General features: G+C 71.4%; 19 protein-coding genes. 13 read left to right on the forward strand and 6 right to left on the reverse strand.

The annotated features are described in order from the left end of the window. Positions 1-30: 30 nt before the first annotated feature. From tdh to H504_RS0104300, 4 genes are all read left to right on the forward strand, one after another. Positions 31-1,059, forward strand: coding sequence for an L-threonine 3-dehydrogenase (gene tdh, locus H504_RS0104285; protein ID WP_026421771.1), 1,029 nt, complete (start codon positions 31-33; stop codon positions 1,057-1,059). Continuing rightward, positions 1,059-2,237, forward strand: a complete 1,179-nt coding sequence (locus H504_RS0104290; RefSeq protein WP_026421772.1) for a glycine C-acetyltransferase — start codon at positions 1,059-1,061, stop codon at positions 2,235-2,237. The genes tdh and H504_RS0104290 overlap by 1 nt, the downstream gene beginning before the upstream one ends. Before the next feature lie 70 nt (positions 2,238-2,307). Continuing rightward, positions 2,308-3,192: a LysR family transcriptional regulator gene (locus H504_RS0104295; RefSeq protein WP_026421773.1), complete on the forward strand. Its 885-nt coding sequence runs from the start codon at positions 2,308-2,310 to the stop codon at positions 3,190-3,192. Between the two features lie 309 nt (positions 3,193-3,501). Beyond that, positions 3,502-4,062: a TetR/AcrR family transcriptional regulator gene (locus H504_RS0104300; RefSeq protein WP_026421774.1), complete on the forward strand. Its 561-nt coding sequence runs from the start codon at positions 3,502-3,504 to the stop codon at positions 4,060-4,062. 385 nt (positions 4,063-4,447) lie between these two features. On the opposite strand, the gene H504_RS0104305 is transcribed toward H504_RS0104300, so the two are convergent. Then, on the reverse strand, positions 4,448-4,837 hold the full coding sequence (locus tag H504_RS0104305) for a hypothetical protein (RefSeq protein ID WP_245614070.1): 390 nt from the start codon (positions 4,835-4,837) through the stop codon (positions 4,448-4,450). A 35-nt stretch (positions 4,838-4,872) separates the two neighbouring features. Further along, positions 4,873-6,987, reverse strand: a complete 2,115-nt coding sequence (locus H504_RS0104310) for an MMPL family transporter (protein WP_026421776.1) — start codon at positions 6,985-6,987, stop codon at positions 4,873-4,875. 130 nt (positions 6,988-7,117) lie between these two features. On the opposite strand from H504_RS0104310, the gene H504_RS0104315 reads away from it, so the two are divergent. Continuing rightward, entirely contained in the window at positions 7,118-7,846 is a 729-nt protein-coding gene (locus H504_RS0104315; RefSeq protein WP_026421777.1) for a TetR/AcrR family transcriptional regulator, read from the forward strand. 4 nt (positions 7,847-7,850) lie between these two features. Here the strand turns inward: H504_RS0104315 and leuS are convergent, their stop codons facing one another. Both leuS and H504_RS0104325 read right to left on the reverse strand, forming a co-directional pair. Further along, positions 7,851-10,661: a leucine--tRNA ligase gene (gene leuS, locus H504_RS0104320; protein ID WP_026421778.1), complete on the reverse strand. Its 2,811-nt coding sequence runs from the start codon at positions 10,659-10,661 to the stop codon at positions 7,851-7,853. Positions 10,662-10,868: 207 nt separating this feature from the next. Next, positions 10,869-12,005: an esterase-like activity of phytase family protein gene (locus H504_RS0104325; RefSeq protein WP_035303296.1), complete on the reverse strand. Its 1,137-nt coding sequence runs from the start codon at positions 12,003-12,005 to the stop codon at positions 10,869-10,871. Positions 12,006-12,071: 66 nt separating this feature from the next. Between H504_RS0104325 and H504_RS0104330 the strand changes: the two genes are divergently transcribed. Next, complete coding sequence (locus tag H504_RS0104330; RefSeq protein WP_026421780.1) at positions 12,072-12,491, forward strand: SdpI family protein; 420 nt, start codon at positions 12,072-12,074, stop codon at positions 12,489-12,491. On the opposite strand, the gene H504_RS0104335 is transcribed toward H504_RS0104330, so the two are convergent. After that, positions 12,488-13,060: a YqgE/AlgH family protein gene (locus H504_RS0104335; RefSeq protein ID WP_026421781.1), complete on the reverse strand. Its 573-nt coding sequence runs from the start codon at positions 13,058-13,060 to the stop codon at positions 12,488-12,490. The two genes, H504_RS0104330 and H504_RS0104335, sit on opposite strands and share 4 nt — an antisense overlap. 296 nt (positions 13,061-13,356) lie before the next feature. Here H504_RS0104335 and H504_RS0104340 point away from each other — a divergent pair, with 296 nt between their 5' ends. Next, a complete protein-coding gene (locus H504_RS0104340; RefSeq protein ID WP_051385469.1) occupies positions 13,357-14,667 on the forward strand; it encodes an MFS transporter in 1,311 nt (436 codons plus the stop codon). On the opposite strand, the gene H504_RS33225 is transcribed toward H504_RS0104340, so the two are convergent. Next, entirely contained in the window at positions 14,575-16,122 is a 1,548-nt protein-coding gene (locus tag H504_RS33225; protein WP_084467369.1) for a CCA tRNA nucleotidyltransferase, read from the reverse strand. The genes H504_RS0104340 and H504_RS33225 overlap by 93 nt on opposite strands. 80 nt (positions 16,123-16,202) lie before the next feature. Here H504_RS33225 and H504_RS33230 point away from each other — a divergent pair, with 80 nt between their 5' ends. The 6 genes from H504_RS33230 to H504_RS0104375 all read left to right on the forward strand — a co-directional run bounded on the left by H504_RS33230 (position 16,203) and on the right by H504_RS0104375 (position 23,736). Then, positions 16,203-16,751 carry an NUDIX hydrolase gene (locus H504_RS33230; protein ID WP_051385470.1) on the forward strand — a complete coding sequence of 183 codons (549 nt, stop codon included), beginning with the start codon at positions 16,203-16,205 and terminating at the stop codon, positions 16,749-16,751. Positions 16,752-16,772: 21 nt separating this feature from the next. Continuing rightward, positions 16,773-18,950: a DUF6049 family protein gene (locus H504_RS0104355; protein ID WP_051385471.1), complete on the forward strand. Its 2,178-nt coding sequence runs from the start codon at positions 16,773-16,775 to the stop codon at positions 18,948-18,950. A 34-nt stretch (positions 18,951-18,984) separates the two neighbouring features. Beyond that, on the forward strand, positions 18,985-20,628 hold the full coding sequence (gene murJ / locus H504_RS0104360) for a murein biosynthesis integral membrane protein MurJ (RefSeq protein ID WP_026421784.1): 1,644 nt from the start codon (positions 18,985-18,987) through the stop codon (positions 20,626-20,628). Positions 20,629-20,725: 97 nt separating this feature from the next. After that, positions 20,726-22,267: a protein kinase family protein gene (locus tag H504_RS0104365; RefSeq protein WP_026421785.1), complete on the forward strand. Its 1,542-nt coding sequence runs from the start codon at positions 20,726-20,728 to the stop codon at positions 22,265-22,267. Positions 22,268-22,321: 54 nt separating this feature from the next. After that, the gene (gene sigM, locus H504_RS0104370) at positions 22,322-22,951 is read left to right on the forward strand and encodes an RNA polymerase sigma factor SigM (protein ID WP_026421786.1); all 630 of its coding nucleotides are present in this window, start codon (positions 22,322-22,324) and stop codon (positions 22,949-22,951) included. After that, complete coding sequence (locus tag H504_RS0104375; RefSeq protein ID WP_026421787.1) at positions 22,948-23,736, forward strand: hypothetical protein; 789 nt, start codon at positions 22,948-22,950, stop codon at positions 23,734-23,736. The genes sigM and H504_RS0104375 overlap by 4 nt, the downstream gene beginning before the upstream one ends. Positions 23,737-23,865 lie beyond the last annotated feature (129 nt).

Raw genomic sequence — 23,865 nt, forward strand, 5'->3', positions numbered from 1 at the left:
TGTCGCACCCGCCGCAGGGGAGGAAGAACGTTGAAGGCACTGGTCAAACCGGCCGCCGGTCCCGGGCTGGAACTGCGGGACGTCCCGGACCCCGAGCCGGGTCCCGGTGACGTGGTGCTGCGGGTGCTGCGCACCGGCATCTGCGGGACCGACCTGCACATCGAGGCGTGGGACGAGTGGGCGGCCAACGCGGTGCAGGCGCCCCTGGTGGTCGGGCACGAGTTCGTCGGCGAGGTGGTCGCCATCGGCGCCGCGGTGACCAAGGTGTCCGTGGGGGACCTGGTCTCCGGTGAGGGCCACCTGGTGTGCGGGCGCTGCCGCAACTGCCGGGCCGGGCGCAGGCACCTGTGCGCGAACACCGTCGGCCTCGGCGTGCACACCAACGGCGCGTTCGCCGAGTACGCCGTGCTGCCCGAGGGCAACGCCTGGGTGCACCGGCACGACGTCGACCTGGACGTGGCCGCGATCTTCGACCCGTTCGGCAACGCGGTGCACACGGCGTTGTCGTTCCCGGTGCTCGGCGAGGACGTGCTGATCACCGGCGCCGGTCCGATCGGGCTGATGGCCGCCGCGGTCGCCAAGCACGCGGGCGCCCGGCACGTGGTGGTCACCGACGTCAGCGAGCCGCGGCTGGAACTGGCCCGCAAGATCGGCGCGACGCTGGCGCTGGACGTCAGCGCGCACCGGATCGCCACCGTCTACCCGCAGTTGACCATGACCGAGGGCTTCGACGTCGGCATGGAGATGTCCGGGCAGCCCTCCGCGCTGCGCGAGATGATCGCCAACATGACGCACGGCGGCCGCATCGCCATGCTGGGCCTGCCCTCGACCGAGATCCCGGTCGACTTCAGCGCGGTCGTGCTGAAGATGCTGACCATCAAGGGCATCTACGGCCGGGAGATGTTCGAGACCTGGTACGCCATGTCCGTGCTGCTGCAAGCCGGGCTGGACATCTCGCCGGTGATCACCCACCGGTTCCACCACACCGACTTCGCCGAGGCCTTCGCCACCGCCCGCGGCGGCGACTGCGGCAAGGTCATCCTGGACTGGGAGAACTGATGTACGGCGCGCTGCGCGACGACCTGCTCGGCACCATCGACGAGATCCGCGCCGCCGGGCTGTACAAGCCGGAGCGGGTGATCACGTCACCGCAGCGGGCGGCGGTCCGGGTCGGCGGCGACCCGGTGCTGAACTTCTGCGCCAACAACTACCTCGGTCTCGCCGACCACCCAGCCCTGGTCGCGGCGGCCAAGCGGGCGCTCGACGAGTGGGGCTTCGGGATGGCCTCGGTGCGGTTCATCTGCGGCACCCAGGCCCCGCACAAGGAGTTGGAGGCGCGGATCTCGGCGTTCCTCGGCACCGCGGACACGATCCTGTACGGCTCCTGCTTCGACGCCAACGGCGGCCTGTTCGAGACCCTGCTCACCGACCGGGACGTGGTGATCTCCGACGAGCTCAACCACGCGTCGATCATCGACGGGATCCGGCTGTGCAAGGCGGGCCGCAAGCGCTACCGCAACCGCGACATGGCCGACCTGGAGCAGCAACTGCGCGCCGCGGCCGACGCCCGCTACCGGCTCATCGCCACCGACGGCGTGTTCTCCATGGACGGCTACCTGGCGCCGCTGGACGAGATCTGCGCGCTGGCCGAGCGGTACGACGCCCTGGTCATGGTCGACGACTCGCACGCCGTCGGCTTCATGGGCGCCACCGGCCGCGGCACCCCGGAGCACTTCGGCGTCGGCGACCGGGTCGACATCTACACCGGCACCCTCGGCAAGGCCCTCGGCGGCGCCAGCGGCGGCTACACCTCCGGCCGCGCCGAGATCGTCGAGTTGCTGCGGCAGCGGTCCCGGCCGTACCTGTTCTCCAACTCGCTGGCCCCGTCGATCACCGCGGCCGCGCTGGCCGCGCTCGACCTGCTCGACTCGTCCGCCGAGCTGCTCACCCGGCTGCGCGAGAACAGCGCCCTGTTCCGGACCAGGATGACCGAGGCCGGGTTCGACCTGCTGCCCGGGGAGCACGCGATCATCCCCGTCATGATCGGCGACGCCGCCGAGGCGAGCCGGATGGCCGACCTGCTGCTCGACCAGGGCGTGTACGTGATCGGCTTCTCGTACCCGGTCGTCCCGCACGGCAAGGCCCGCATCCGCACCCAGATGTCCGCCGCGCACAGCACCGACGACGTCAACCGCGCGGTGGACGCGTTCGTCGCCGCGCGGGCGAAGATGGCCTGATCGGCGGCTTTGCGGCAATTCGACACACCCGTCGGCTGCACCGGCGGCGGGCGGGGAGCACCATGTGCTGGTGATCGACCCTCGACGACTGCGGGTCCTGCGTGCGCTCGCCGACCACGGCACCGTGACGGCGGCGGCCCAGGCACTGCACCTGAGCCCGTCCGCCGTGTCGCAACAATTGGCCTCGCTGGAGTCCGAGGTCGGGCAGGAACTGTTGCGGCGCAAGGGGAGGCGGGTGTGGCTGACCCCGGCGGGGGAGCTGCTGGTCGAACACGCGGACGCGGTGCTGGCCGAACTGGACCGCGCCGAGACCCGGCTCGCCGCCTACGCCGCCGGTGAGCTCGGTCAGGTCCGCATCGCCGCGTTCGCGTCCGCCATCACCACGGTCGTCGCCCCCACCATCGCCGCCCTGCGGCGGACGAACCCGGGCATCACCATCCTGGTGCGCGACGCCGAGGGCCAGGAAAGCCTCCCGCTGCTGCTCGACGGCGAGATCGACATCGCCATCACCATGCACACCGCGCACACCCCGGTCGAACACCGGATCGTCTGGGACCCGCTCTACACCGAGCCCTTCGACGCCGTCCTGCCGCCCGACCACCCGCTGATCGGCCGCCCCACCGTCGCCATCACCGACCTCGCCGACGACGACTGGATCGTCCCCCACCCCGGCAACCCCTGCCGCGAGGTCCTGCTCACCGCCTGTGCCAAGGCGGGCTTCACCCCCCGCGTCACCCACGCCTCCGACGACTTCACCGCCGAGGCCGCCCTGGTCACCGCCGGAGTCGGCATCGCGCTGATCCCCCGCACCGCCCTGCGCGGCATCGACCCCACCCAGGTCATCCCCGTGACCCCGGCCCCACACCGCCACGTCACCACCGCCACCCGCCGCGGCCGCGAATCCCACCCCCTCCTCCACCTCACCCGCAAAGCCCTCACCGACGCCGCGCCGTGAACAGGGGAGAGAGGTCAGGTCTTCGGTGCCACCGGCGCCGGTCGCTCGGGGGGCTACACGACCGGCGCCGATGTGCTCCCGGCTCGCGCCGGGGACCTGTGCACCCAGAGTTGGTGCGCCACAACTGACGCACAGTGTGGCACTAACGATCCCGTTGACCGTCCGATCGTTCACACTTGCGCACGTTCGCTAATGGCAACGCCCCCTGACTAGGCTCGATGCCGTGGGTAGCGCTCTCGTGGTATCGGGCGCGGCCACGCGGACCTCGTGGCGGGACGTGGGGTTACTTGGTTGTGTTAGTATTTACTCATGCAGGTAACAGTCACCGAGGCGGCCCGTCGGGAGCAGATCACAGGAGCGGCGATTGAGGTGCTGGCGGAGGTGGGGTACGGGAAGACCTCGTTCGCACGGATCGTGGAGCACGCGGGGCTGAGCAGCACTCGGCTGATCTCCTACCACTTCCGGGGTAAGGACGACCTGATGATGGCCGTCCTCCTCGCCGCGATGGGCACGGTTGACGAGCGGATGACGGAGCGCTTGGCGGGGGTGACCGACCGGGTTGGGATGGTCCGCGGGTACATCGAGGCACAGGTTGGGTTGTTGTACACGCACGCCAAGCAGGTCAAAGCCATTCGAGAGGTTGCTTCGGGGGTCGCCGACCTGGCGCCGGTATTGGCGGAGTTCCGGCATGGAAGGTTGGCTCGGCAGCTCACCCAGGGCCAGCGGGAAGGAGTCTTCCGCGAGTTCGATGTAACTGTGATGGCTCGAACAATCGCCAATGGGATTGATGGAGCTATCGACGCTGAGGTTGATCCGGAGATTTACGGACGGGAGTTGGCCGATCTGTTCATCCGGGCTTGTGTGGGATAAAAGGGCCGCGCCCCTGGGAGTCTCACTGATGAAACCCACCCCACATCGACGAAGGCCGCCAACCCACCCCACGCGCCTCAGAATAAACCCCCCGCCCATCGACGAAGCCCACCAACCGGCACCGCGCGCCTCGAAACCCGCCGACACCAACCGCCCGCTGGGGTGAAGTTGTTTTGTTTGGGGGAGCGGTGGCCTAAGCCGGCAGGCGGGGAAGGCCACGCTTTCCAGTGGCCCCGCCTTTTAGCCTTACCCAGGCCACCGCTAGGGGCCCCAAACAAAACAACTTCACCCCAACGGGCACAGCCCGAAAAATCCGGCGCCCCAGGCCGGCGTCGCCGAAGGCGACCAGGCCGAACCCCGAGGCGCAGCCGAGGCCCAGTGCCCCCTAAGAGCCCCAACCCCCCAGCCCCACCGCGTCAAACTCGTCATAGTCCCCTTCACCACAGGACACACCAAGCCACCGCAGCGCCAACGAGATCGGACTAACCGGAGTGCTGTCTCCGTCAGCCATGTGCACCGGCCCGAACACCGATTCCCCACTAGCCCACACCTGCGCCGTCTGCATCCCCATCCCCCCAAAGAACTCAGCCTCGACATAGGCCACCGCCCCCCTCCCCGAGCTCGCCAAGAGCAACGGCAGCAGCGCAGCAGGCGCACGCCAGAAACCACCCAGCTTGGGTTCTCCGACGAGAAGATCCTCCGTCATCCGCAGAATCGACAGATGCTGCCCCAGCGGAAGCACAACAGCGCCAGGCAAAGCGAGCGCGTCAAGCACACCCCGCCCCCCAATCGCAGCTTCCAACGTATACGTCACCGGGCAAGCTCCAGTTCGACCTCAGAAAGCCCCGCCTTCTCCTGCAACCGGCGCAGCGGTCGAGGCGCCCACCACGCGGCCGATCCGAACAGCCGGAGGATGGCGGGCACGAGCAGCATCCGCACGATCGTCGCGTCCAGCACCAACGCGACGATCATGCCGAGCCCGATGAACCGCATGCTCTGCAGCGACGACAACGCGAACGCCCCGGTCACGACTCCCAGCAGCAACGCCGCCGCGGTGATCATGCGGCCGGTGCGCACCAGCCCGGTCCGCACAGCGTCCTTTGTGGACATCCCGGTGTGCCGGGCCTCCACCATCCTGGACAGCAGGAACGTCTCGTAGTCCGTCGACAGCCCGAACACGACCGCGCCGATCAGCACCATCATGCCCGCCTGGGCTGGCTGCGGCGTGACGTCGAGCAACCCGGCGCCGTGCCCTTCCTGGAACACGAACACCAAGACACCAAACGTCGCCGACAAGCTAAGAGCACTCATGACAACGGCCTTGATGGGCAGTAGCACCGACCCGAACGCCAGGAACATCAGCACGAGTGTCGCCAGCACGAGGATCCCGACCATCCACGGGACCCGCGCCACGATCCCGTTGACCGAGTCGGCGACCAGGGCCGGGTAGCCGCCGACCATGACGGTCGCCGGTGCGGGCAGCGCCCGGATCGCGGTGATCGCGTCCCGGGTGGCGGGCGACGCGGCGTCGGTGGTCAGCGGGGTGGTCAGCACGACGACCGACCCGCGGGCGCCGCTGGGCACGGCGTCGGCGACACCGGGGACGTGCTTGACCGCGGCGACGAAGGACCCGACAGCGGCTTGGTCCGGGACACCGGGGAAGCGCAGCACGATCTTCAGGGTGTCGTTGCTCGCCGCCGGGAAGTTGGCGGTGATCGCCTCGGCGGTGGCCCGGTGCGGGTCCCCCGGCGGGAGTTGGCGCTCGTCCGCGCCGCCGAACTGGGCGTTCCCGAACGGGAGGGCCAGCAGGACCAGCACCCCGACGATCGGCACGACGAACCACAGCGGCCGACGCATGACGGTGTCGGCGATCCGACCGAGGAACCGGGCCTCACCACCACTACGCCGCCGCCAGGGCAGGGACAGCTTGTCCACCCGGTGGCCGAGGATCGCGAGCAGCGCGGGCAGCAGCGTCAGCGACACGATCGCGGCGATGGCGACGGCCGACATCCCGCCGTAGGCCATGGATTTCAGGAAGTCCATCGGGAACACCAGCAGCCCGGCGAGCGCGATCACCAGCAGGGTGGCCGAGAAGGCGACCGTCCGGCCCGCGGTCGCCACGGTCCGGCGCACCGCCGTCGGCACGTCCTGTCCGGCCGCCAACTCCTCGCGGAACCGGCCGACGGTGAACAACCCGTAGTCGATCGCCATGCCGAGTCCGAGCAGGGTCGCCACGTTGACGGCGAACGTGTTGACCTCCAGGCCGAGGCTGAGCAGCCGCAGCACGCCGAGCGCGCCGAAGATCGCGAGGCCGCCGACCAGGACCGGCAGCGCCGCGGCGACGGCACTGCCGAAGATCAGCACCAGCAGCACCAGGGTGACCGGCAGCGAGATCCCCTCGGCCACCGCGAGGTCCGCGTTCGACCGCTCGGTCATCGCCTGCTCGGTCGGCACCTTCCCGCCGACCTCCACCGCGACCCCGTCGACCGGCAGCAGGTCCTTGATCTTGTCGTAGGCGGCGTGCCTGGCGTCGAAGGTGTCACCGGCGAGGGTGATGGTGGCCATGGCCAGGTGCTTGTCCGGGCTGGCCAAGGCGGGCTGCTTGCTCGACCAGTAGTCCACCCGCGCGGCGACGGCGGACGCCGGGAGCTTGGCCAGCGCGGCGGTGACCCGTCCGCCGACGGCCGGGTCGTCGACGTTCGGCGCCCGGTACAGCACGACCACGTCGGCGGGTTTCTGGCCGAGCTCGTCCTGGATGACCTGGTCTACCCGGAACGACTCGCTGGCCGGGTCCTCGTAGCCGCCCTGGGTGAGCTTGCCGAACACGCCGAGGCCCCACAGGCCCGCGCCGATGGTGACCAGCAGGATGGCGACGAGCACCACCCACCGCCTACGGTGTACCACCGTTCCCCAGGATGCGAACATGGGGTGCTTCCTCCTGCCACGGCCGAAAAGTGTTGTTGCGCCGAGGTCGGCGGAGGTTCGGTTAACACCGTTCACTCGCTCGTCACACTATCGGGTGGTGAAAGGTGTTCACAAGGAGCGCGGGGTGCACATGACGCAGGCCACACGGCGGGACCGGGCCGCGACCGACCGGGACATCCGCAGGCAGGCGCGCGCCCTCCTGGTGACCGACGGCCCGGCCGCGGTGACGCTGCGCGCCATCGCCCGCGAGCTGGGCATCACCGCGCCCGCGCTCTACCGCTACTACAGCTCCCGCGAGGACCTCATCGAGCACCTGCGCGCCGACGTGTGCGCCGACCTCGCCGCCGAGCTGGGAACCGACCTGGTCGAGGTCGACGAGGCCGACCACCTCGGCCAGGTGCTGGCCATCTGCCGCGGCTTCCGGCGCTGGGCGCTGGCCCACCCGCAGGAGTTCGGCCTGGTCTTCGCCTCGCCGTCGTCGACCGGCGCGCACTGCCCGGTCGGGACCGGGGACAACCCGCAGGACTCGTTCGGCCGGATCTTCCTGACCGTCGCGGGCCGGGTGCTGGCCAACGGCCTCCCGGTGACCGTGCCCGACGACACGGTGCCGGACGTCCTGGTCACCGACCTGACCCGGTTCCGCGACGAACTGCTGGTCACCATCGCCGAGTCCGGCACCGACCTGGCCGCCGACCAGCTCGGCATCGGGATCGCGCACGCGATGCTGCAGTTCTGGGTGCGGCTCTACGGCCAGGTGGCGCTGGAGGTGTTCGGCCAGTTCCCGTTCCCCGTGTCCGACGCCGAGCCGCTGTTCGAGACGATGCTCGCCGACCTGGTGCGCGACGTCGGACTGGGGTGAGGGCTCACAGCACGATGTTGACCAGCCGCCCCGGGACGACGATCACCTTGCGCGGCGCGCCGGAGCCGACCAGCACGGCCACCTTCTCCTCGGCCAGCGCCGCCGCCTTCACCTCGTCCTGCCCGGCACCCGCGGGCACGGTGACCCTGCCGCGGACCTTGCCGTTGACCTGGATCGGGTACTCGACGGTGTCCTCGACCAGGTAGCGCTCGTCGGCCGACGGGAACGGGCCGTGCGCCAGCGACTCGGCGCCGCCCAGCCGCTGCCACAGCTCCTCGGCGACGTGCGGGCACAGCGGGGCCAGCATCTGCACCACCGCCTCGGCGACCAGCCGCGGCGCTCCGTCGGGGAACGACTTGGTGACGTGGTTGTTCAGCTCGATCAGCTTCGCGCCCGCGGTGTTGTACCGCAGGTTCGCGTAGTCGTCGTGCACGCCCGCGATCGTCTTGTGCAGCAGCCGCAGCGTCGCCTCGTCCGGCTCGGCGTCGGTGACCCGCAGCGCGCCGGTCTCCTCGTCGACCAGGTTGCGCCACAGCCGCTGCAGGAACCGCTGCGCGCCGACGACGTCCTTGGTCGCCCACGGCCGGGAGACCTCCATCGGGCCCATGGACATCTCGTACAGCCGGAACGTGTCCGCGCCGTAGGCCTCGCACATCTCGTCGGGGGTGACGACGTTGCGCAGGCTCTTGCCCATCTTCCCGTACTCGCGGCGGACTTCCTTGCCGTCGAAGAAGAACTTGCCGCCCTCCTCGACGACCTCGCCCGCGTTCACGTACACGCCGCGCTCGTCGGTGTAGGCGTACGCCTGGATGTAGCCCTGGTTGAACAGCCGCCGGTACGGCTCGACGCCGCTGACCTCGCCCAGGTCGTACAGGACCTTCTGCCAGAACCGGGCGTACAGCAGGTGCAGCACCGCGTGCTCGACCCCGCCGATGTACAGGTCGACGCCGCCCGGGTCGCCGGGGGACTGGGGGCCCAGCCAGTAGCGCTCGTTCTCCGGGGCGCAGAACCGGTCCTGGTCGGTCGGGTCGACGTAGCGCAACTGGTACCAGCAGGACCCGGCCCAGTTGGGCATCGTGTTCGTGTCGCGCCGGTAGGTCTTGGGGCCGTCACCCAGGTCCAGCTCCACCTCGACCCAGTCGGTAGCGCGGGACAGCGGCGGCGACGGGACCGTGTCGGCGTCCTCCGGGTCGAACGTCCTGGGGGAGTAGTCGTCGACCTCGGGCAGCGCGACCGGCAGCATCGACTCGGGCAGCGCGATGGCGGTGCCGTCCTCGTCGTATACCACCGGGAACGGCTCACCCCAGTAGCGCTGCCGGGAGAACAGCCAGTCGCGCAGCTTGTACTGGATGGTGCCGTGCCCGTGGTCGTGTTCGGTCAGCCAGGCGATGATCGCCTTCTTGGCCTCGGCGATGCCAAGGCCGTCCAGGAACCCGGAGTTGACCGCCGGTCCGTCGCCGGTGAACGCCTCGCCGTCGAAGTCCTCGGGCGGCGCGACGGTGCGCACGACCGGCAGGCCGAACTCGGTCGCGAAGTCCCAGTCGCGCTGGTCCTGGCCGGGGACGGCCATGATCGCGCCGGTGCCGTAGCCCATCAGCACGTAGTCGGCGATGAACACCGGGATCCGGGCGCCGTTGACCGGGTTGGTCGCGTGCGCGCCGGTGAAGACGCCGGTCTTCTCCTTGTTCTCCTGGCGGTCCAGGTCCGACTTCGTCGACGCGGTGCGCCGGTAGGCCGCGACGGCCGCGGCCGGGGTGTCCGCGCCACCGGTCCACCGACCGTCCACATCGGACGGCCAGGCAGGCGCGGTGATCGCGTCGACCAGCGGGTGCTCCGGGGCCAGCACCAGGTAGGTCGCGCCGAACAGGGTGTCCGGGCGGGTGGTGAACACCTCGACGTCGGCATCCTGGGGGTCGCCGACGGTGAACCGGACCCTGGCGCCGTGCGAACGGCCGATCCAGTTGCGCTGCATCGCCTTGACCTTGTCCGGCCAGTCCAGCCGGTCCAGGTCGTCGATCAGCCGGTCGGCGTAGGCGGTGATCCGCATCATCCACTGGCGCAGGTTGCGCCGGAACACCGGGAAGTTGCCGCGCTCGCTGCGCCCGTCCGCGGTGACCTCCTCGTTGGAGACCACCGTGCCCAGGCCGGGCACCCAGTTGACCGGCGCGTCGGACAGGTAGACCAGCCGGTGCTCGTTCAGCACGGCCTGCCGCTCGCCCGCGGTCAGCCCCGCCCACGGCCGCCCGTCCGGGGTCGCCCGCTCACCGGAGGTGAACTGCGCCTCCAAGTCGCTGATCGGCCTTGCCTTGCCCGCCGCCGGGTCGTACCAGGAGTGGAAGATCTTCAGGAAGATCCACTGCGTCCACCGGTAGTACTCCGGGTCGATGGTGGAGATCCGGCGGCGCTCGTCGTGGCCCAGCCCCAGCCTGCGGATCTGCCGCAGGTAGGTCTGGATGTTGTCCTCGGTGGTCTTGCGCGGGTGCTGCCCGGTCTGCACCGCGTACTGCTCGGCGGGCAGGCCGAACGCGTCGAAGCCCATCGTGTGCAGCACGTTGCGGCCGTTCATCCGGTGGTACCGGGCGAACACGTCGGTGCCGATGAACCCCAGCGGGTGACCGACGTGCAGCCCCGCGCCGGACGGGTACGGGAACATGTCCTGCACGAACAGCTTGTCCTCGGGCACCGGCCCGGCCAGCGGCCCGACCGGGTTCGGCGCGTGGTACGTGCCGTGCTGCTCCCAGTGGTCCTGCCAGCGCCGCTCGATCCGCCCGGCCAGCGCCGCGGTGTACCGGTGGGCAGGCTGCTCGTCAGTCATGGTGGAACGTCCCTCTCCGCGCTCTGGATCTACCCGCTGCTCAGCTCGAAGCGTCCTGGAAAAGCGAAAACCCCCCAGCCCGATGGGCATGAGGGGTTGCCGCGCTCACCAACCTGTCGCTGGTCAGCGCGGCCGACTAAGGAGCAGGCGGGCCACGCTCATGGCAGCCACTTTACCCCACCTGGTCCACTCCGTTTCGCCCCCGGGTCAGAGCCGGACGCCCAGAGCCACCAGTTGGGTGACCTGGGTTGTCGAGAAGTTGTCGTCGCTGACCAGCAGCAACGACCGCTCGCCGGTGCTCAGCCGGGGCCCCCAGGTGATCCCCTCGATGTTGTCCACAGTGGACAAGTGCAGGTCGGCCAGGTCGACCAGCAGCCGCTTGGTCACCGGCCGCACACCGGTCGGGTCGACCAGGTCGCGGTTGGCGACGTTGGTGGCGCCCCTGGTGTCCACCTCGTAGACCCGGACCTTGTTGCCCACGCCCTGCACGAACGCGCGCTCCACCACCAGGAACCGGGTCGGGTCGACCGGGTCGACGGCCACGATCGCGGGCACGCCGTTCGAGGCGGCACCGGTCGCGGGCACCGGGCGGGCGAACACCGGCTCCTGCGGGTAGGCGTACTGGGCGAGCTGGTGACCAGATCGGGTCTGCACCACGATCCGCGACAGCGCGCCGTGGTCCGGGGTGGCGTTCGGGCCGTCCTGCAGCAGCGGCCCTTCAACCGCCGACACGACGAGCGTGCCCGCGGCCGCGTACGTCAGGCCCTCCAAAACCAGGTTCTGCTGCGGACCGCGGCCCGGGGTCATCTTCAGGTTCGCGGGCAGCGGCAACTCGTTGACGAAGGTGCCGTCGCGGCGGGTGTTGCGGATCGACGGGTCGATCAGCACCTCCGGGCGGCGCTCACCCTCCTGGCTCCACGTGTAGTTGCCGCTCCACGGGTCCACCCGGATGTCCTCGGGGTCGACCGTGGTGCCGTCCCCGGTCGCCAACGGCGGGTAGGTCTTGCCGTCCGGCCGCAGGAACGGGTGCGTGCCGGTGAACTGGACGTCGCCGATGCCGTTGGCCGAGACGTCGACGCGGGCGGTGTAGAAGCGGGCGGGCTGCAGCGCCGAGCGGTCGTCGCTGATGAACACGTACCCGCCGGTGAACGGGTCGCGGTCGATGCCGGACAACCCGCCGACGGTGGTGCCCTGGTAGGTCAGCGCGTGCGGGACGATCCGCTCGCCGATCAGCCGCACACCGCGCTGCGGCTGCGGGTGGTGCTGGGCGGAGGCGGAAGCGGGGGCGGCGAGCACGCCGGTCGCGACGGCGGCGGCGCAGATGGCGGCTAAGGCGCGAGACATGACGGACAGCACACCGCACCAGGGTGTCCGCCGGGTGGCGCGGGGACTACCGCCTAACATCGAGCCGTGAACCTCGTCCCGCTCGCGCCCCTGGTGGCAGGTCTCCCGCTGCTCGTCATCGGCGGACTCGGCCTGGCCGGGCGACTGCCCCGCAACCGCTTCGGCGGCGTCCGCACCCCGGCCGCGCTGCGCAGCGACGAGGCGTTCCGGGTCGCCAACAAGGTCGCGGGCCCGCCGACGGCCGTCGCGGGCCTGGTCGGTGTGCTGGGCGCGGTCGTCGGGTTCGCCCTGACCAGCACCGCCGCCGTGCTGACCGTGTCGGTGATCGCGGTGCTCGGCCTCGCGGTGATCACCCTCGCCGCCGGGGTGCTGGGCAACCGGGCCGCCGAGGCCGTCCCCGAGCCCAAGCCCGCCGTCCCGGCCGGGTGCGCGGGCTGCCAGTGCGGCGGCTGCGACGTGCTGAGCAAGGTGTCCGGCTCGGCCTAATTCTCTCGAACGTCACCTGGATGGGTGGCCAGCAATGCCAGGGGCATGCCCTGGCGGCGCAGTACCCGACCCCAGAGGTCCTGCTCGGCGGGGGCGACCACGTCGCCGGGCAGCGCCGGGACCACGATCCAGTCGCCCCGATCGATCTCGCCCGCCAACTGGCCGACATCCCAGCCCGAGTAGCCCGCGAATACCCGCAGACCGCGGAACTTCGGGGCCAACGCGTCCGGGTCGGCGTCCAGGTCGACCAGCGCCACCGGGCCGCGCACCCCGATCAGCCCGCGCACCCCGTCCACCTGGACCCCGGTGCGCATCGCCGCCAGGCACAGCGCGGTCTTCTGCTCGACCGGGCCGCCGACGAACACCGAACCGGGTTGGGTGACGTGCGGCCCCCAGTTCGGCAGGACGTCGTCCACCGGCACATCACTCGGCCGGTTCAGCACGACCCCGAGCGTGCCCTCACCGCGGTGATCGATGACGTAGACCACCGTGCGGCGGAAGTTGCTGTCGAGCAGGCTGGGCGCCGCGACCAGCAGCGTCCCCGGCTCGACGTCGACATCGGACGGCACACCGACATGATCCCACCCGGACCGGGAAGACCGGGAGCGGAGTTGGCAATACCGATCGATGCCGATCGATGCCGCGCGGGGAGCCGGGAACATCCGGGCGATTCCACACGTTGGACACAGCGGTCGGCGCCTTCGTGTCCCCCGGGCTCAACTAGAACCGCCTTCGTGGAATACCGCTCGGCTGGAGCCACGTCGCGCAACTCGCCGTGAGGCGACCGGGTGTCGGCCAGGATGGGCGGCCTCTCGGGGCCGCCCATCCCTGTCTGCTCTGACGGGCCTGGCTACGCTGACGAGTCGTGAGCACGGCCCGCACCGGATCCGAGCCAGAGGCACCCGAGCCCCAGCAGAGCAGGGTCGGGCCGCGCGCTTTGCTGGCCCTGCGTGGTTTCCGCGGGCTGCTACTCACCCGGTTCTCCGCCCAATGGGGTGATGGGCTGTTCCAGGCCGGACTCGCCGGGGCGGTCCTGTTCAACCCCGAGCGCGCGGCCGACCCACTGGCCATCGCCGCCGGGTTCACCGCCCTGCTGCTGCCCTACTCGGTCATCGGCCCGTTCGCGGGCGCCCTGCTCGACCGCTGGGACCGGCGCCGGGTGCTGGTGGTCGCCAACGTGCTGCGCGGACTGCTGATCGTCGTGTCCGCGCTGGCGGTGGCCGTCGGGGCGAGCGGGACCGCGCTGTTCGTGCTGGCCCTGGTGGTGATCGGGGTCAGCCGGTTCATCAACTCCGGGCTCTCCGCCGCCCTCCCGCACGTGGTGCCGGTGCGCAACCTGGTCGAGGCGAACGCGCTGGCGACCACCCTCGGCGCCGTCATCGCGGTCATCGGCGCGGGCTGCGCGGTCGGCCTGCGCGGGATCTTCGGCGACGACAACTTCGGCTCCGGCATGACCTCCGGCGTCGCGTTCGTCGGGTCGGCCGCCTCGGCTTGGTTCGCCATCCGCTTCCCGCGCGGCGCCCTCGGCCCGGACGAGGTCGACGAGCCGTCGCAGACCCTGCTCGCCGTCGCCCGCGGCCTGTTCGACGGCGGCCGCGCCGCGATCAAGACCCCGACCGTGCTCGCCGGGTTCGTCGCGCTGCTCGCGCACCGGATGGCCTTCGGGATCGCGCTGCTGGTCACCGCGCTGCTCATCCGGTTCCGGTTCGCCGCCGGACTCGGCGGGCTCGGCCAGGTCGCCGCCCTGTTCGGCGTCGGCATCCTGGTCGCGGGCCTGGTCACCGCCCGGATCGTGGCCGCCGTCGGCTGGCGGCGCAGCCTCGCCGGGGGGCTGCTGCTCGGCGCCATCGGCGTCGTCGCGTTCGGGCTGCCGCTGACCATGCCGACCACACTCGTCGCCGCGCTGGTGATCTCCTTCGCCGGGCAGGTGGTCAAGCTGTGCGTGGACGCCGCCGTCCAGCGCGACATCGGCGACGAGCTGCGCGGACGGGTGTTCTCCCTCTACGACACCCTGGTCAACGTCGCCCAGGTCGTCTCGGTCGCGCTCGCCGCGCTGGTCGTGGCCCCGGACGGGGCCTCGCCGCTACTCGTCCTCGCCGCCGGGGCCTGCTACCTCGTCGGACTCGGCGGGTTCGCCATCGTGTCCCGAGCGTCCCGAGCGGCCCGAATCTCCTGAGTCCCCTGAGTCTCGCGCAGCCACGGCCAGCCCCTGGGCGCGCGCCCAGGACAACAGCGCCGCCACCGCGTCGTCGTAGTCCAGCGGGCCCTGGTCGAGCCGCAGCTCCTTGAGGAACGACCACGCCTTGCCGACCAGCGGGCCGGGCGGGACGTCGAGCAGCCGCATGATCTCGTTGCCGTCCAGGTCCGGCCGCACCCTGGCCAGGTCCTCCTCGGCGGCCAGCCGGGTGATGCGCTCCTCCAGGCCGTCGTAGGTGCGCTGCAGGGTGCTCGCCTTGCGCCGGTTGCGGGTGGTGCAGTCGGCCCGGACCAGCTTGTGCAGCCGGGGGAGCAGGTCGCCCGCGTCGGTGACGTACCGGCGGACGGCGGAGTCGGTCCACTCGCCCTTGCCGTAGCCGTGGAACCGCAGGTGCAGGAACACCAGCCGGGAGACGTCCTCGATGACCTCCTTCGAGTACCGCAGCTCCCGCAAGCGCTTGCGGGTCAGCTTGGCGCCGACCACCTCGTGGTGGTGGAAGCTGACCCCGCCGCCCGGGATGTGCCTGCGGGTGTCCGGCTTGCCGATGTCGTGCAGCAGCGCGGCCAGCCGCAACACCAGGTCCGGGCCGCCCTCCTCCAGGTCGATCGCCTGGTCGAGCACCACCAGCGAGTGCTCGTAGACGTCCTTGTGCTGGTGGTGCTCGTCGATCTCCAGCCGCATCGCCGGTACCTCGGGCAGCACGTGGTCGGCCAGCCCGCTGTCGACCAGCAGCCGGACGCCCTCGCGGGGGTGCGCGCCGCAGAGCAGCTTGCTCAGCTCGGCCTGCACCCGCTCGGCGGTGATCCGGGCGATCTCCCCGGCCATGTCGCGCAGCGCGTCGAGCACCCGCGGCGCCGGGGTGAAGTCGAGTTGGCTGACGAACCGGGCCGCGCGCAGCATCCGCAGCGGGTCGTCGGCGAAGGACTCCTGCGGGGTCGCGGGCGTGTCGAGCAGCCGCTGGGCGAGCGCGTCCAGCCCGTTGTGCGGGTCGATGAACTGCTTTGTCGACAAGTCGATGGCCATCGCGTTGACGGTGAAGTCGCGGCGCACCAGATCCGCCTCGATCGAGTCACCGAACTGGACATCGGGGTTGCGGCTCACCCGGTCGTATGAGTCCGACCGGAACGTGGTGATCTCGCACTGCGCGCCGCGCTTGGCCGCCCCCACCGTGCCGAACGCGATCCCGGTGTCCCAGACCGCCTCCGCCCACCCGCCGACCAGCCGCAGGATCTCCTGCGGCCGGGCGTCGGTGGTGAAGTCCAGGTCGTTGCCCAACCGGCCGAGCATCGCGTCCCGGACACTGCCGCCGACCAGGTAGAGCCGGTACCCGGCGGCGGCGAACCGGGCCGCCAGCTCGTCGGCGACCGGCGAGACGCGCAGCAGCTCGGCAACGGCGTTGCGGGCGGCGTTGGTCGTGGCAGACGTTCGAGACACGATGGACGAGCGTATCCGCACCACCCGGCCGGGACGCGCACGCCCGTCCCGACTGCGCCGTTCGCACTACCATCGCGGTCATGCCCCCGTCGTCCGGCAGGTCCCGAGGTGCCCGCACCGGGCGCCGGTTCCGCCGACGCGGCCGCAGGCTGACCACCGTCGACGAGACCTCGGCCGGTGGGCTCGTGGTCGACCCGGCCACCAGGTCGGTCGCGCTGATCGGCAGGCTGGACCGGCGCGGACGGCTGCTCTGGTCGCTGCCCAAGGGCCACATCGAGCCGGGGGAGACCCCGGAGCAGACGGCCGTGCGCGAGGTCGCCGAGGAGACCGGCATCGACGGCGAGGTGGTCCGCCCGCTCGGCACCATCGACTACTGGTTCATCGCCGACGGCACGAAGCGGATCCACAAAACGGTGCACCACTTCCTGCTCCGGGCCTACTCTTTCGAGCTGTCCGACGAAGACCTCGAGGTGACCGAGGTCGCGTGGGTGGCGCTCGACGAGTTGGACGACCGACTCGCCTACGCCGACGAGCGCCGTCTCGTCCGCAAGGCGAGGCAACTACTCTCCGAGCATCCGCTTTCACTCGATCCGGTGGAGCGGGATCTACCCGAGGTCGGACGGGCCTGACCCGATGGCTGGAGAGAAGCCGTGAGCACTCGACTGCGCCGCGCCGCCTGCGCTGCGCTGGCCGCGGTCTGCGCCGTTCTCGGCGCGCCGCTGACCACCCAGTCCGCCGCCGCGTCCGAGGTGGCGGCGAGACTGCGGGTCGACCTGGACCAACTGAACCCGCGGGTGGTGGAGGCCACCACCCAGTCGGTGACCGTCACCGGCCGCATCACCAACTCGAGCGACCGCCGGGTCGGGAAGATCGACGTGCGGCTGCAGCGCGGCGACGTGCTCGACGACGAGGCAGGCCTGCGGTCCGCGCTGGCCGACCCGCAACGCGGCGACGCGCTCAACCGGCCCGCGGTCACCTCGGCGTTCCAGCCGGTGGCCGACGCGCTCGATCCCAACCAGAGCGCCCAGTTCAGCATCACCGTGCCGGTCGGGCCGGACAAGGGCGCGCTGAAACTCGACAAGCGCGGCGTCTACCCGGTGGTGCTCAACTTCAACGGCCTGCCCGACTACGGCCGCACCGAGCGGGTCGGCGCGCTGAGCACGCTGCTGCCGGTGCTGGCCGTCCCGGGCGGCGGTCCGGCGGCGCCGCCCGCGCAGCCGACCCAGTTGAGCGTGCTGTGGCCGCTGATCGACGACCGCCCCCGCCGGGTGGAGACCCCGACCGACGGCAGCCGCACCGTGTTCGCCGACGACGGCCTCGCCGCGTCGATGTCCAGCGGCAGGCTGTTCAGCCTGGTCGACACCGCCCGCGCCGCCGCGACGACCAACGTCGCCGCGCTGCGGTCGCTGTGCTTCGTGATCGACCCGGACCTGCTCGACACCGCGGCCGAGATGGCGGCGGGCTACTTCGTGCGCGCCCCGGACGGGTCGGTGTTCCAGGGCAGCGGCGCCCGCACCGCGCAGTTGTGGCTCGACCAGGTGAAGGACCTGACCCGCGGCCAGTGCGTCATCGCCCTGCCCTACGCGGACACCGACCTGGTCGCGTTAACCCGGGCGGGCACCGCCGACCTCGTGTCGATGGCGATGTCCGAGACGTCCTCGATCGAGGCGGTGCTGGGCACCAAGCCGCTGACCAACACCGTCTGGCCCGCGGGCGGCACCATGGACGCCCGCACCCTCGCCGCGCTGAGCGGCAACACCCACACCACCGTGATCGTCGACAGCACCCGGCTGCAGAACGCGCAGGGCTCGCTGCCGTACACGCTCGGCTCGAACCTGCGCGCCATCCCGTACGACCAGCTCGTCGCGAACTCGCTGGCCCCGAAAGCCTCCGACGACGACTCCGGGGTGAAGACCTCGTCCATCCAGAACGGCCTGGCCTCGCTGGTGTTCCGCGGCGGCTTCCAGAGCACCCCCGGCCAGTCCGTGCTGGTCGCCCCGCCCCGCCGGTGGACCGCCACCCCCGCCGAGCTGACCGTGTTCCTGCAGACGCTGAACTCGCTGGAGAGCCAGGGCTTCATCCGCCCGCTCGGCCTCGACGGGCTCGTCGCGGGCGGCGACCACGGCACCGCGACCGGCCTGGACTACTCGCCGACCGACAGCGCCGCCGAGATCCCGGCGCCGGTCACCGCCGAGCTCGCCAAGGTCAACGCGGTCCAGCGGGACCTGGTGACCAACGTGCTCTCCGAGGACGCCACGATCAAGGTCACCCCGGACACCCTGGTCCGGCCGATGCGGTACGCGCTGGTCCGGGCCGGATCGTCGGCGTGGCGCGGCAACCCGGACGGCTCCCGCCGGGCCACCACCGCCGTGTCCGACGAGATGAACGCCATGCTCGCCCAGGTGTCGGTCACCGACCCCGGCCGCCCGTTGTCGCTGGCGTCGAAGGACAGCCCGCTGCCGGTGTTCATCAGCAACGCCCTGCCGGTCGCGGTCCGCGCGAAGATCAACGTCGGTGGCGACCCCGGGCTCAAGCCGGAGCAGGCGTCCGTGGTCAAGATCCCGGCCAAGGCGGGCATCCCGCGCTACCTGCCCGCGGAGGTCACCCGCACCGGCCGGTTCACCGTGACGATCTGGCTCACCACCGACAGTGGCACCTTGTTGGGAAAGTCCTCCCGGTTGGAGCTGAACTCCACCTCGTACGGCAGCATCACCATCGTGGTCACCGGCATGGCGGCCGGGGTCTTGGTGCTGCTGGTCGGTCTGCGGCTGGTGCGCAGGATCCGGGTGGCGCGCCGCGCCAAGGCGGCGGCGGACAGCGATCTCTAGGGCTGACCTACTGGTCGGGCGGACGGGTGGGTGGATGGAAACGAGGACGGTGCGGCGGGACGAGCCGGGCGCGGCGGACGGCGAACAGGTCCCGTCGCTGGCCAAGGCCAGCGGTTCGATGGCGGTCGCCACCCTGGTCAGCCGGGTGACCGGGTTCGGCTGGAAGGTCCTGATGGCCTGGCTGGTCGGCATCAACGTCTACAACGACTCGTTCACCATCGCCAACACGCTGCCCAACATCATCTTCGAGGCGCTGCTCGGCGGGGTGCTGGCCAGCGTGGTGGTGCCGCTGCTGGTGCGCTCCCAGGACGACCCGGACGGCGGCGCCGCCTACACGAACCGGCTGCTGACCGTCGGCATGACCGGCCTCGCGGTGGGCACCCTCATCGCGGTCGCCGCCGCCCCGCTGCTGACCAGCCTCTACGTCGACGACTCCACCGGCAGGGCCAACGGCGACCTGGTCACCGCGTTCGCCTACCTGCTGCTGCCGGAGATCCTGTTCTACGGCCTGTTCGCGCTGCTGTCCGCGATCCTGCAGGCCCGGCACGTGTTCGGCCCGACCGCGTGGGCGCCGGTGGTGAACAACCTGGTGATCGTGGCGACCCTGGTCGCCTACGCGGTCACCCCCGGCGAGATCTCGCTGAACCCGGTCCGGATGGGCGACCCGAAGATCCTGGTGCTCGGTATCGGCACCACCCTGGGCATCGTCGTGCAGTCGGCGATGCTGCTGCCCGCGCTGCGCCGGATCGGGTTCCGGTTCCGGTGGAACTTCGGCTTCGACAGCCGGTTGCGCGAGTTCGGCGGGCTGGCGCTGTGGATCCTGGGCTACGTGCTGGTCAGCCAGGTCGGCATGGTCATCACCCAGCGGGTGCTGACCGCGGCCGCGGCGGGCGGTGCCTCGATCTACGCGAACGCGTGGCTGCTGTTCCAACTGCCCTACGGGGTGATCGGGGTGTCGCTGCTGACCGCGATCCTGCCCCGGATGAGCAAGGCCGCCGCGAACAACGACATCGACAAACTGGTTGACGACCTGTCCACCGGCAGCAGGCTCTCCGCGGTGATGCTGGTCCCGATCAGCGCCGTGCTCACCGTCACCGGCTCCGCGATCGGCGTCGCGCTGTTCGGCACCGGCGCCACCGACGTCGCCCAGGCCGAGCGGCTCGGCGACGCGCTCGCCTTCTCCGCGTTCGGCCTGCTGCCGTACGCGCTGGTCATGCTGCAGTTGCGGGTGTTCTACGCGATGAAGGACGCCCGCACACCAACCTTGATCATGGTCGTGATGACCGTGGTGAAGATCCCGCTGATGTACATGTGCGCCGCCGTGGTCCGCCCCGACCAGGTCGTCATCGCGGTGCTGCTGGTCAACTCGCTGACCTTCGTGGTCGGCGCGGTGCTCGGCCAGATGTGGCTGTGGGTGCGGTTGGGCAACCTGCACAGCAAGAAGGTGGTGCGGGTCATCGCGGTGTCGGTGCTCGCCGGGGTCGTCGGCGCGCTCGCCGCCTGGGGGATCGGCCGGGTCGCGCTGCCGGACGTGCGGTCGCTGGTCACCGCCTGGGTGAACCTCGTCGTGCAGGGCCCGGTGGCCTGCGTCATCGCCTTCGGTGTGCTGGTCGCGCTGAAGGTGCCCGAGCTCAAGCCCGCGACGAGCCGAATCACCCGACTGGTGCGCCGGGGCTGACCCGCTCCGTCACCGGCACCCCGGCGATTTCCCGTAGGCTCGGTGCCGAAAGCGGCAGGTGGGGAGAGCGGTGACGACACGGCGGACCGAGTACCCGATGGGCGAGGGAGCGGCTGGTCAGCGGCCGGGCACCCTGGTCCCCGGCGGTGTGGTCGGCGACGGCCGGTACCGGCTGCTCGCCGAGTTCGGCCTCGACGAGCGGGTCGACGCCCACCTGTGGCGCGGGCAGGACAACCAGTTGCGCCGCGACGTCGCGCTCACCCTGTTGGTCGGCGACCCGGCCAACGCGACGGCCGCCAACGGCGCGCGGCGGGTCCTGGAGCGCACCATGCACGCCGCCCGCATCACCCACCCGGGGACCTCGCGGGTGCTCGACGTGCTCGGCCCCGGCAACGGCATCGGCCGCGACGAGGGCCTGCTCGGCATCGTGGTCGCCGACTGGTCCCAGGGCACCGACCTGGTCGACCTCATCGCCGAGCACCCGCTGCCGCCCGCGACCGCGGCCCGGCTGCTGGAGCCGCTGGCCGCCGCGGTCGAGTTGGCGCACCACTCGGGCATGGTGCTGGGTGTCGACCACCCGCAGCGGATCCGGGTCACCCCGGACGGCACGCTGCGGCTGTCGTTCCCCGGCCCGCTGCCCGAGGCGACCCTGCAGGACGACGTGCGCGGCCTCGGCGCGATCCTGTACCTGCTGCTCACCGGCCGCTGGCCGCTGCGCAACGCCCCCGCCCTGCCGCACGCGCCGCTGGCCCCCGACGGCCAGGTCGTACCGCCGCGCGCCCTGTTCGGCTACATCCCGTACGAGCTGTCCTCCGCCGCGGTGCGCAGCCTCGCCGACGACGCCACCGGCGGCATCCGCACCAGCGCGGGCCTGCTGCGGGTGCTGGAGCGGGCCAAGCAGAACGAGGACGCCACCCAGGCCATCGCCGCGATCCCGCCGGACGACGACGAGGGTGTCGAGGACGACGACGGCACCGTCTGGACGACCCGGCGCCCCGCCAACGACCGGGCCAAGCGGCGCAAGCTGGCCATCGGCGTCACGGTGCTGGCCGTGGCCACCGTCGGCGTGCTGGCCTGGGTGGGCATGGAGCTGATCAGCTTCTTCGGCGACAGCTCGCCGACCTCCGGTGGTCCGACCGTGGTCGCCACCGCCCCGGGCAGCGCGGGCGGCAACTCCGGTTCGGCCGCCCCGAAGCCGCCGCAGCCGGGCACGCCGATCCAGGCCGCCGGGGTCGAGGTGTTCAACACGAAGGGCACCCCGGACAACCCGCGCAAGGCGAACCGGGCCGTCGACGGCGACCAGAAGACCTCGTGGAAGACCGACAAGTACCAGCAGCCGTTCCCGGCGCTCAAGCCCGGCGTCGGCATCATGGCCTCGTTCGCCGAGTCGGTGCCGTTCGCCGAGGTGGTCATCGACTCGCCGAGCTCCGGCACCGTGGTGGAGGTCCGCACCGCGCCGTCGGAGAAGCCCGCGCTGGAGGAGACCAAGGTCATCGGCCGGGCCACCCTGCAGGCCGGGCAGACCAAACTGCAGTTGGACACCGCGGAGCCGACCCAGCACCTGCTGGTGTGGATCACCACCCTGGGCGACGGCAACGTCTCCGAACTGACCGAGATCGGCTTCGTCCGCGCCCAGTAACCCCTGGTCGACGCGGGGTTCAGCGAGCCTGCGACCGCCCTATACCCTGTCCGGGTGACCGCCGCCGCCAGTTCGGACGCCGACCTCATCGCGGCGCACGCCGCGGGAGACCAACACGCCTTCGCCGAGCTGGTGCGCAGGCACCGGGACCGGATGTGGGCGGTCGCGCTGCGCACCCTGCGCGATCCGGAGGAGGCGGCCGACGCGCTGCAGGAGGCGTTCATCTCGGCCTTCCGCGCCGCCGGGTCGTTCCGGGCGGAGTCGCAGGTCACCACCTGGCTGCACCGGATCGTGGTGAACGCCTGCCTCGACCGGGTGCGCCGCCGCCAGGCGCGGCCCACGGTACCGCTGCCGGAAGCCGGTCCCGGCGAGCCGGTCACGCCGCGGGACGCGATGGCCGAGCGGGAGACCAGGTTGGTGGTGCGGACGGCGCTGGCCGAGCTGTCCGAGGAGCAACGGGTGCCGATCGTGTTAGTCGACGTCGAGGGGTACTCGGTGGCCGAGACGGCGAAGCTCCTCGGCATCGCGGAGGGCACCGTCAAGTCCCGGTGCGCGCGGGGCCGCGCCAAACTGGCCAAAGTTCTCGGACATCTGCGGAACCCCGATGCAGATGCGAACGTCCCAGGTGGCGCTGTCGATGAGGGGCGAACCACGCCGATCCGGCGCCGCTGGGAGGGACGATGACCGACGAGCTTCGGGGCGCGAGCCCCGACGGGCCGCCATGGTCGGTCGACCTCTTGGCGGACCTGCACGCCGGTGTCCTCGACCCGCAGCGCAGCGCCCGGCTGTGGCCGCGGGTGAACGCCGACCCGGCCGCGCGAGCGGTCGTCAACGCGTTGGAGTCGGTGCGGGTCGGGCTTGGTGAGCTGAGCGCCGCCCCCGTGCCGCCGATGCCCACGCACCTGGCCGCCCGGTTGGACGCGGCGATCGCCGTCGAGGCGGGCCGCGCGTTCGGGCACGCCCCGGTCGCGGTGCAGGAGCCGCCCCGGCCCGCGCCCGTCATCGATCTCGCCGAGGCCCGGCGCAAGCGGAACCGGCGCACCGGGTTGGCCGTCGGCCTGGTGGCCGCGGCCGCCGCGGCGGTGGCCATCGGCTACGGGGTGCTGCCCACGACCCAGCCGACCGGCGGTGTCGCCGAACCGGCGCCGACCGCGAGCAAGCCGGGGTCGAGCGACCAGCCCGGCGCGGTGTCCCCGATCCCGGTGCAGAGCAACGACCTGATCGGCGCCACCGCCAAGGTGGGCAACAAGAAGGACTACGGGTTCCTGAAGAACGCCGACGGCCTGGGCAAGTGCCTCACCGCGAACGGCCAGGACGCGAAGGCCCAGCCGATCGGGGTCAGCCCGGTCACCCTCGACGGCACCCCCGGCGTGATGGCCATCCTGCTCACCGGCCAGATCGGCAGGCTGCGCGTGGTCGTCGTGCAGCCGGACTGCCACGCCCTGTTCAACGACGTCATCGGCCGCTGACCCGGCGCGCGCCGCCCCCGGGCCGGTGCGCGCCATCACCACGTCGGCGCGGAACAACGGCCGCCTACGATCGCGTTGACAACAGTGGCGACCGGGCGACACCGCCCGGGGCGACGTCGAGGGGCGATG

The organism is Actinokineospora inagensis DSM 44258 (assembly GCF_000482865.1).
GTDB classification, from domain to species: Bacteria; Actinomycetota; Actinomycetes; order Mycobacteriales; family Pseudonocardiaceae; genus Actinokineospora; species Actinokineospora inagensis.

Bases quoted from the DNA above. Each gene is read 5' to 3' on its own strand.
- H504_RS33230 (WP_051385470.1), top strand. From the start codon at position 16,203: ATGCCCCCGTCGTCCGGCAGGTCCCGAGGTGCCCGCACCGGGCGCCGG.
- H504_RS0104290 (WP_026421772.1), top strand. From the start codon at position 1,059: ATGTACGGCGCGCTGCGCGACGACCTGCTCGGCACCATCGACGAGATC.
- H504_RS0104365 (WP_026421785.1), top strand. From the start codon at position 20,726: ATGGGCGAGGGAGCGGCTGGTCAGCGGCCGGGCACCCTGGTCCCCGGC.
- H504_RS0104325 (WP_035303296.1), bottom strand. From the start codon at position 12,005: ATGTCTCGCGCCTTAGCCGCCATCTGCGCCGCCGCCGTCGCGACCGGC.
- H504_RS0104300 (WP_026421774.1), top strand. From the start codon at position 3,502: ATGCAGGTAACAGTCACCGAGGCGGCCCGTCGGGAGCAGATCACAGGA.
- leuS (WP_026421778.1), bottom strand. From the start codon at position 10,661: ATGACTGACGAGCAGCCTGCCCACCGGTACACCGCGGCGCTGGCCGGG.
- murJ (WP_026421784.1), top strand. From the start codon at position 18,985: ATGGAAACGAGGACGGTGCGGCGGGACGAGCCGGGCGCGGCGGACGGC.
- H504_RS0104315 (WP_026421777.1), top strand. From the start codon at position 7,118: ATGACGCAGGCCACACGGCGGGACCGGGCCGCGACCGACCGGGACATC.
- H504_RS0104375 (WP_026421787.1), top strand. From the start codon at position 22,948: ATGACCGACGAGCTTCGGGGCGCGAGCCCCGACGGGCCGCCATGGTCG.
- H504_RS0104310 (WP_026421776.1), bottom strand. From the start codon at position 6,987: ATGTTCGCATCCTGGGGAACGGTGGTACACCGTAGGCGGTGGGTGGTG.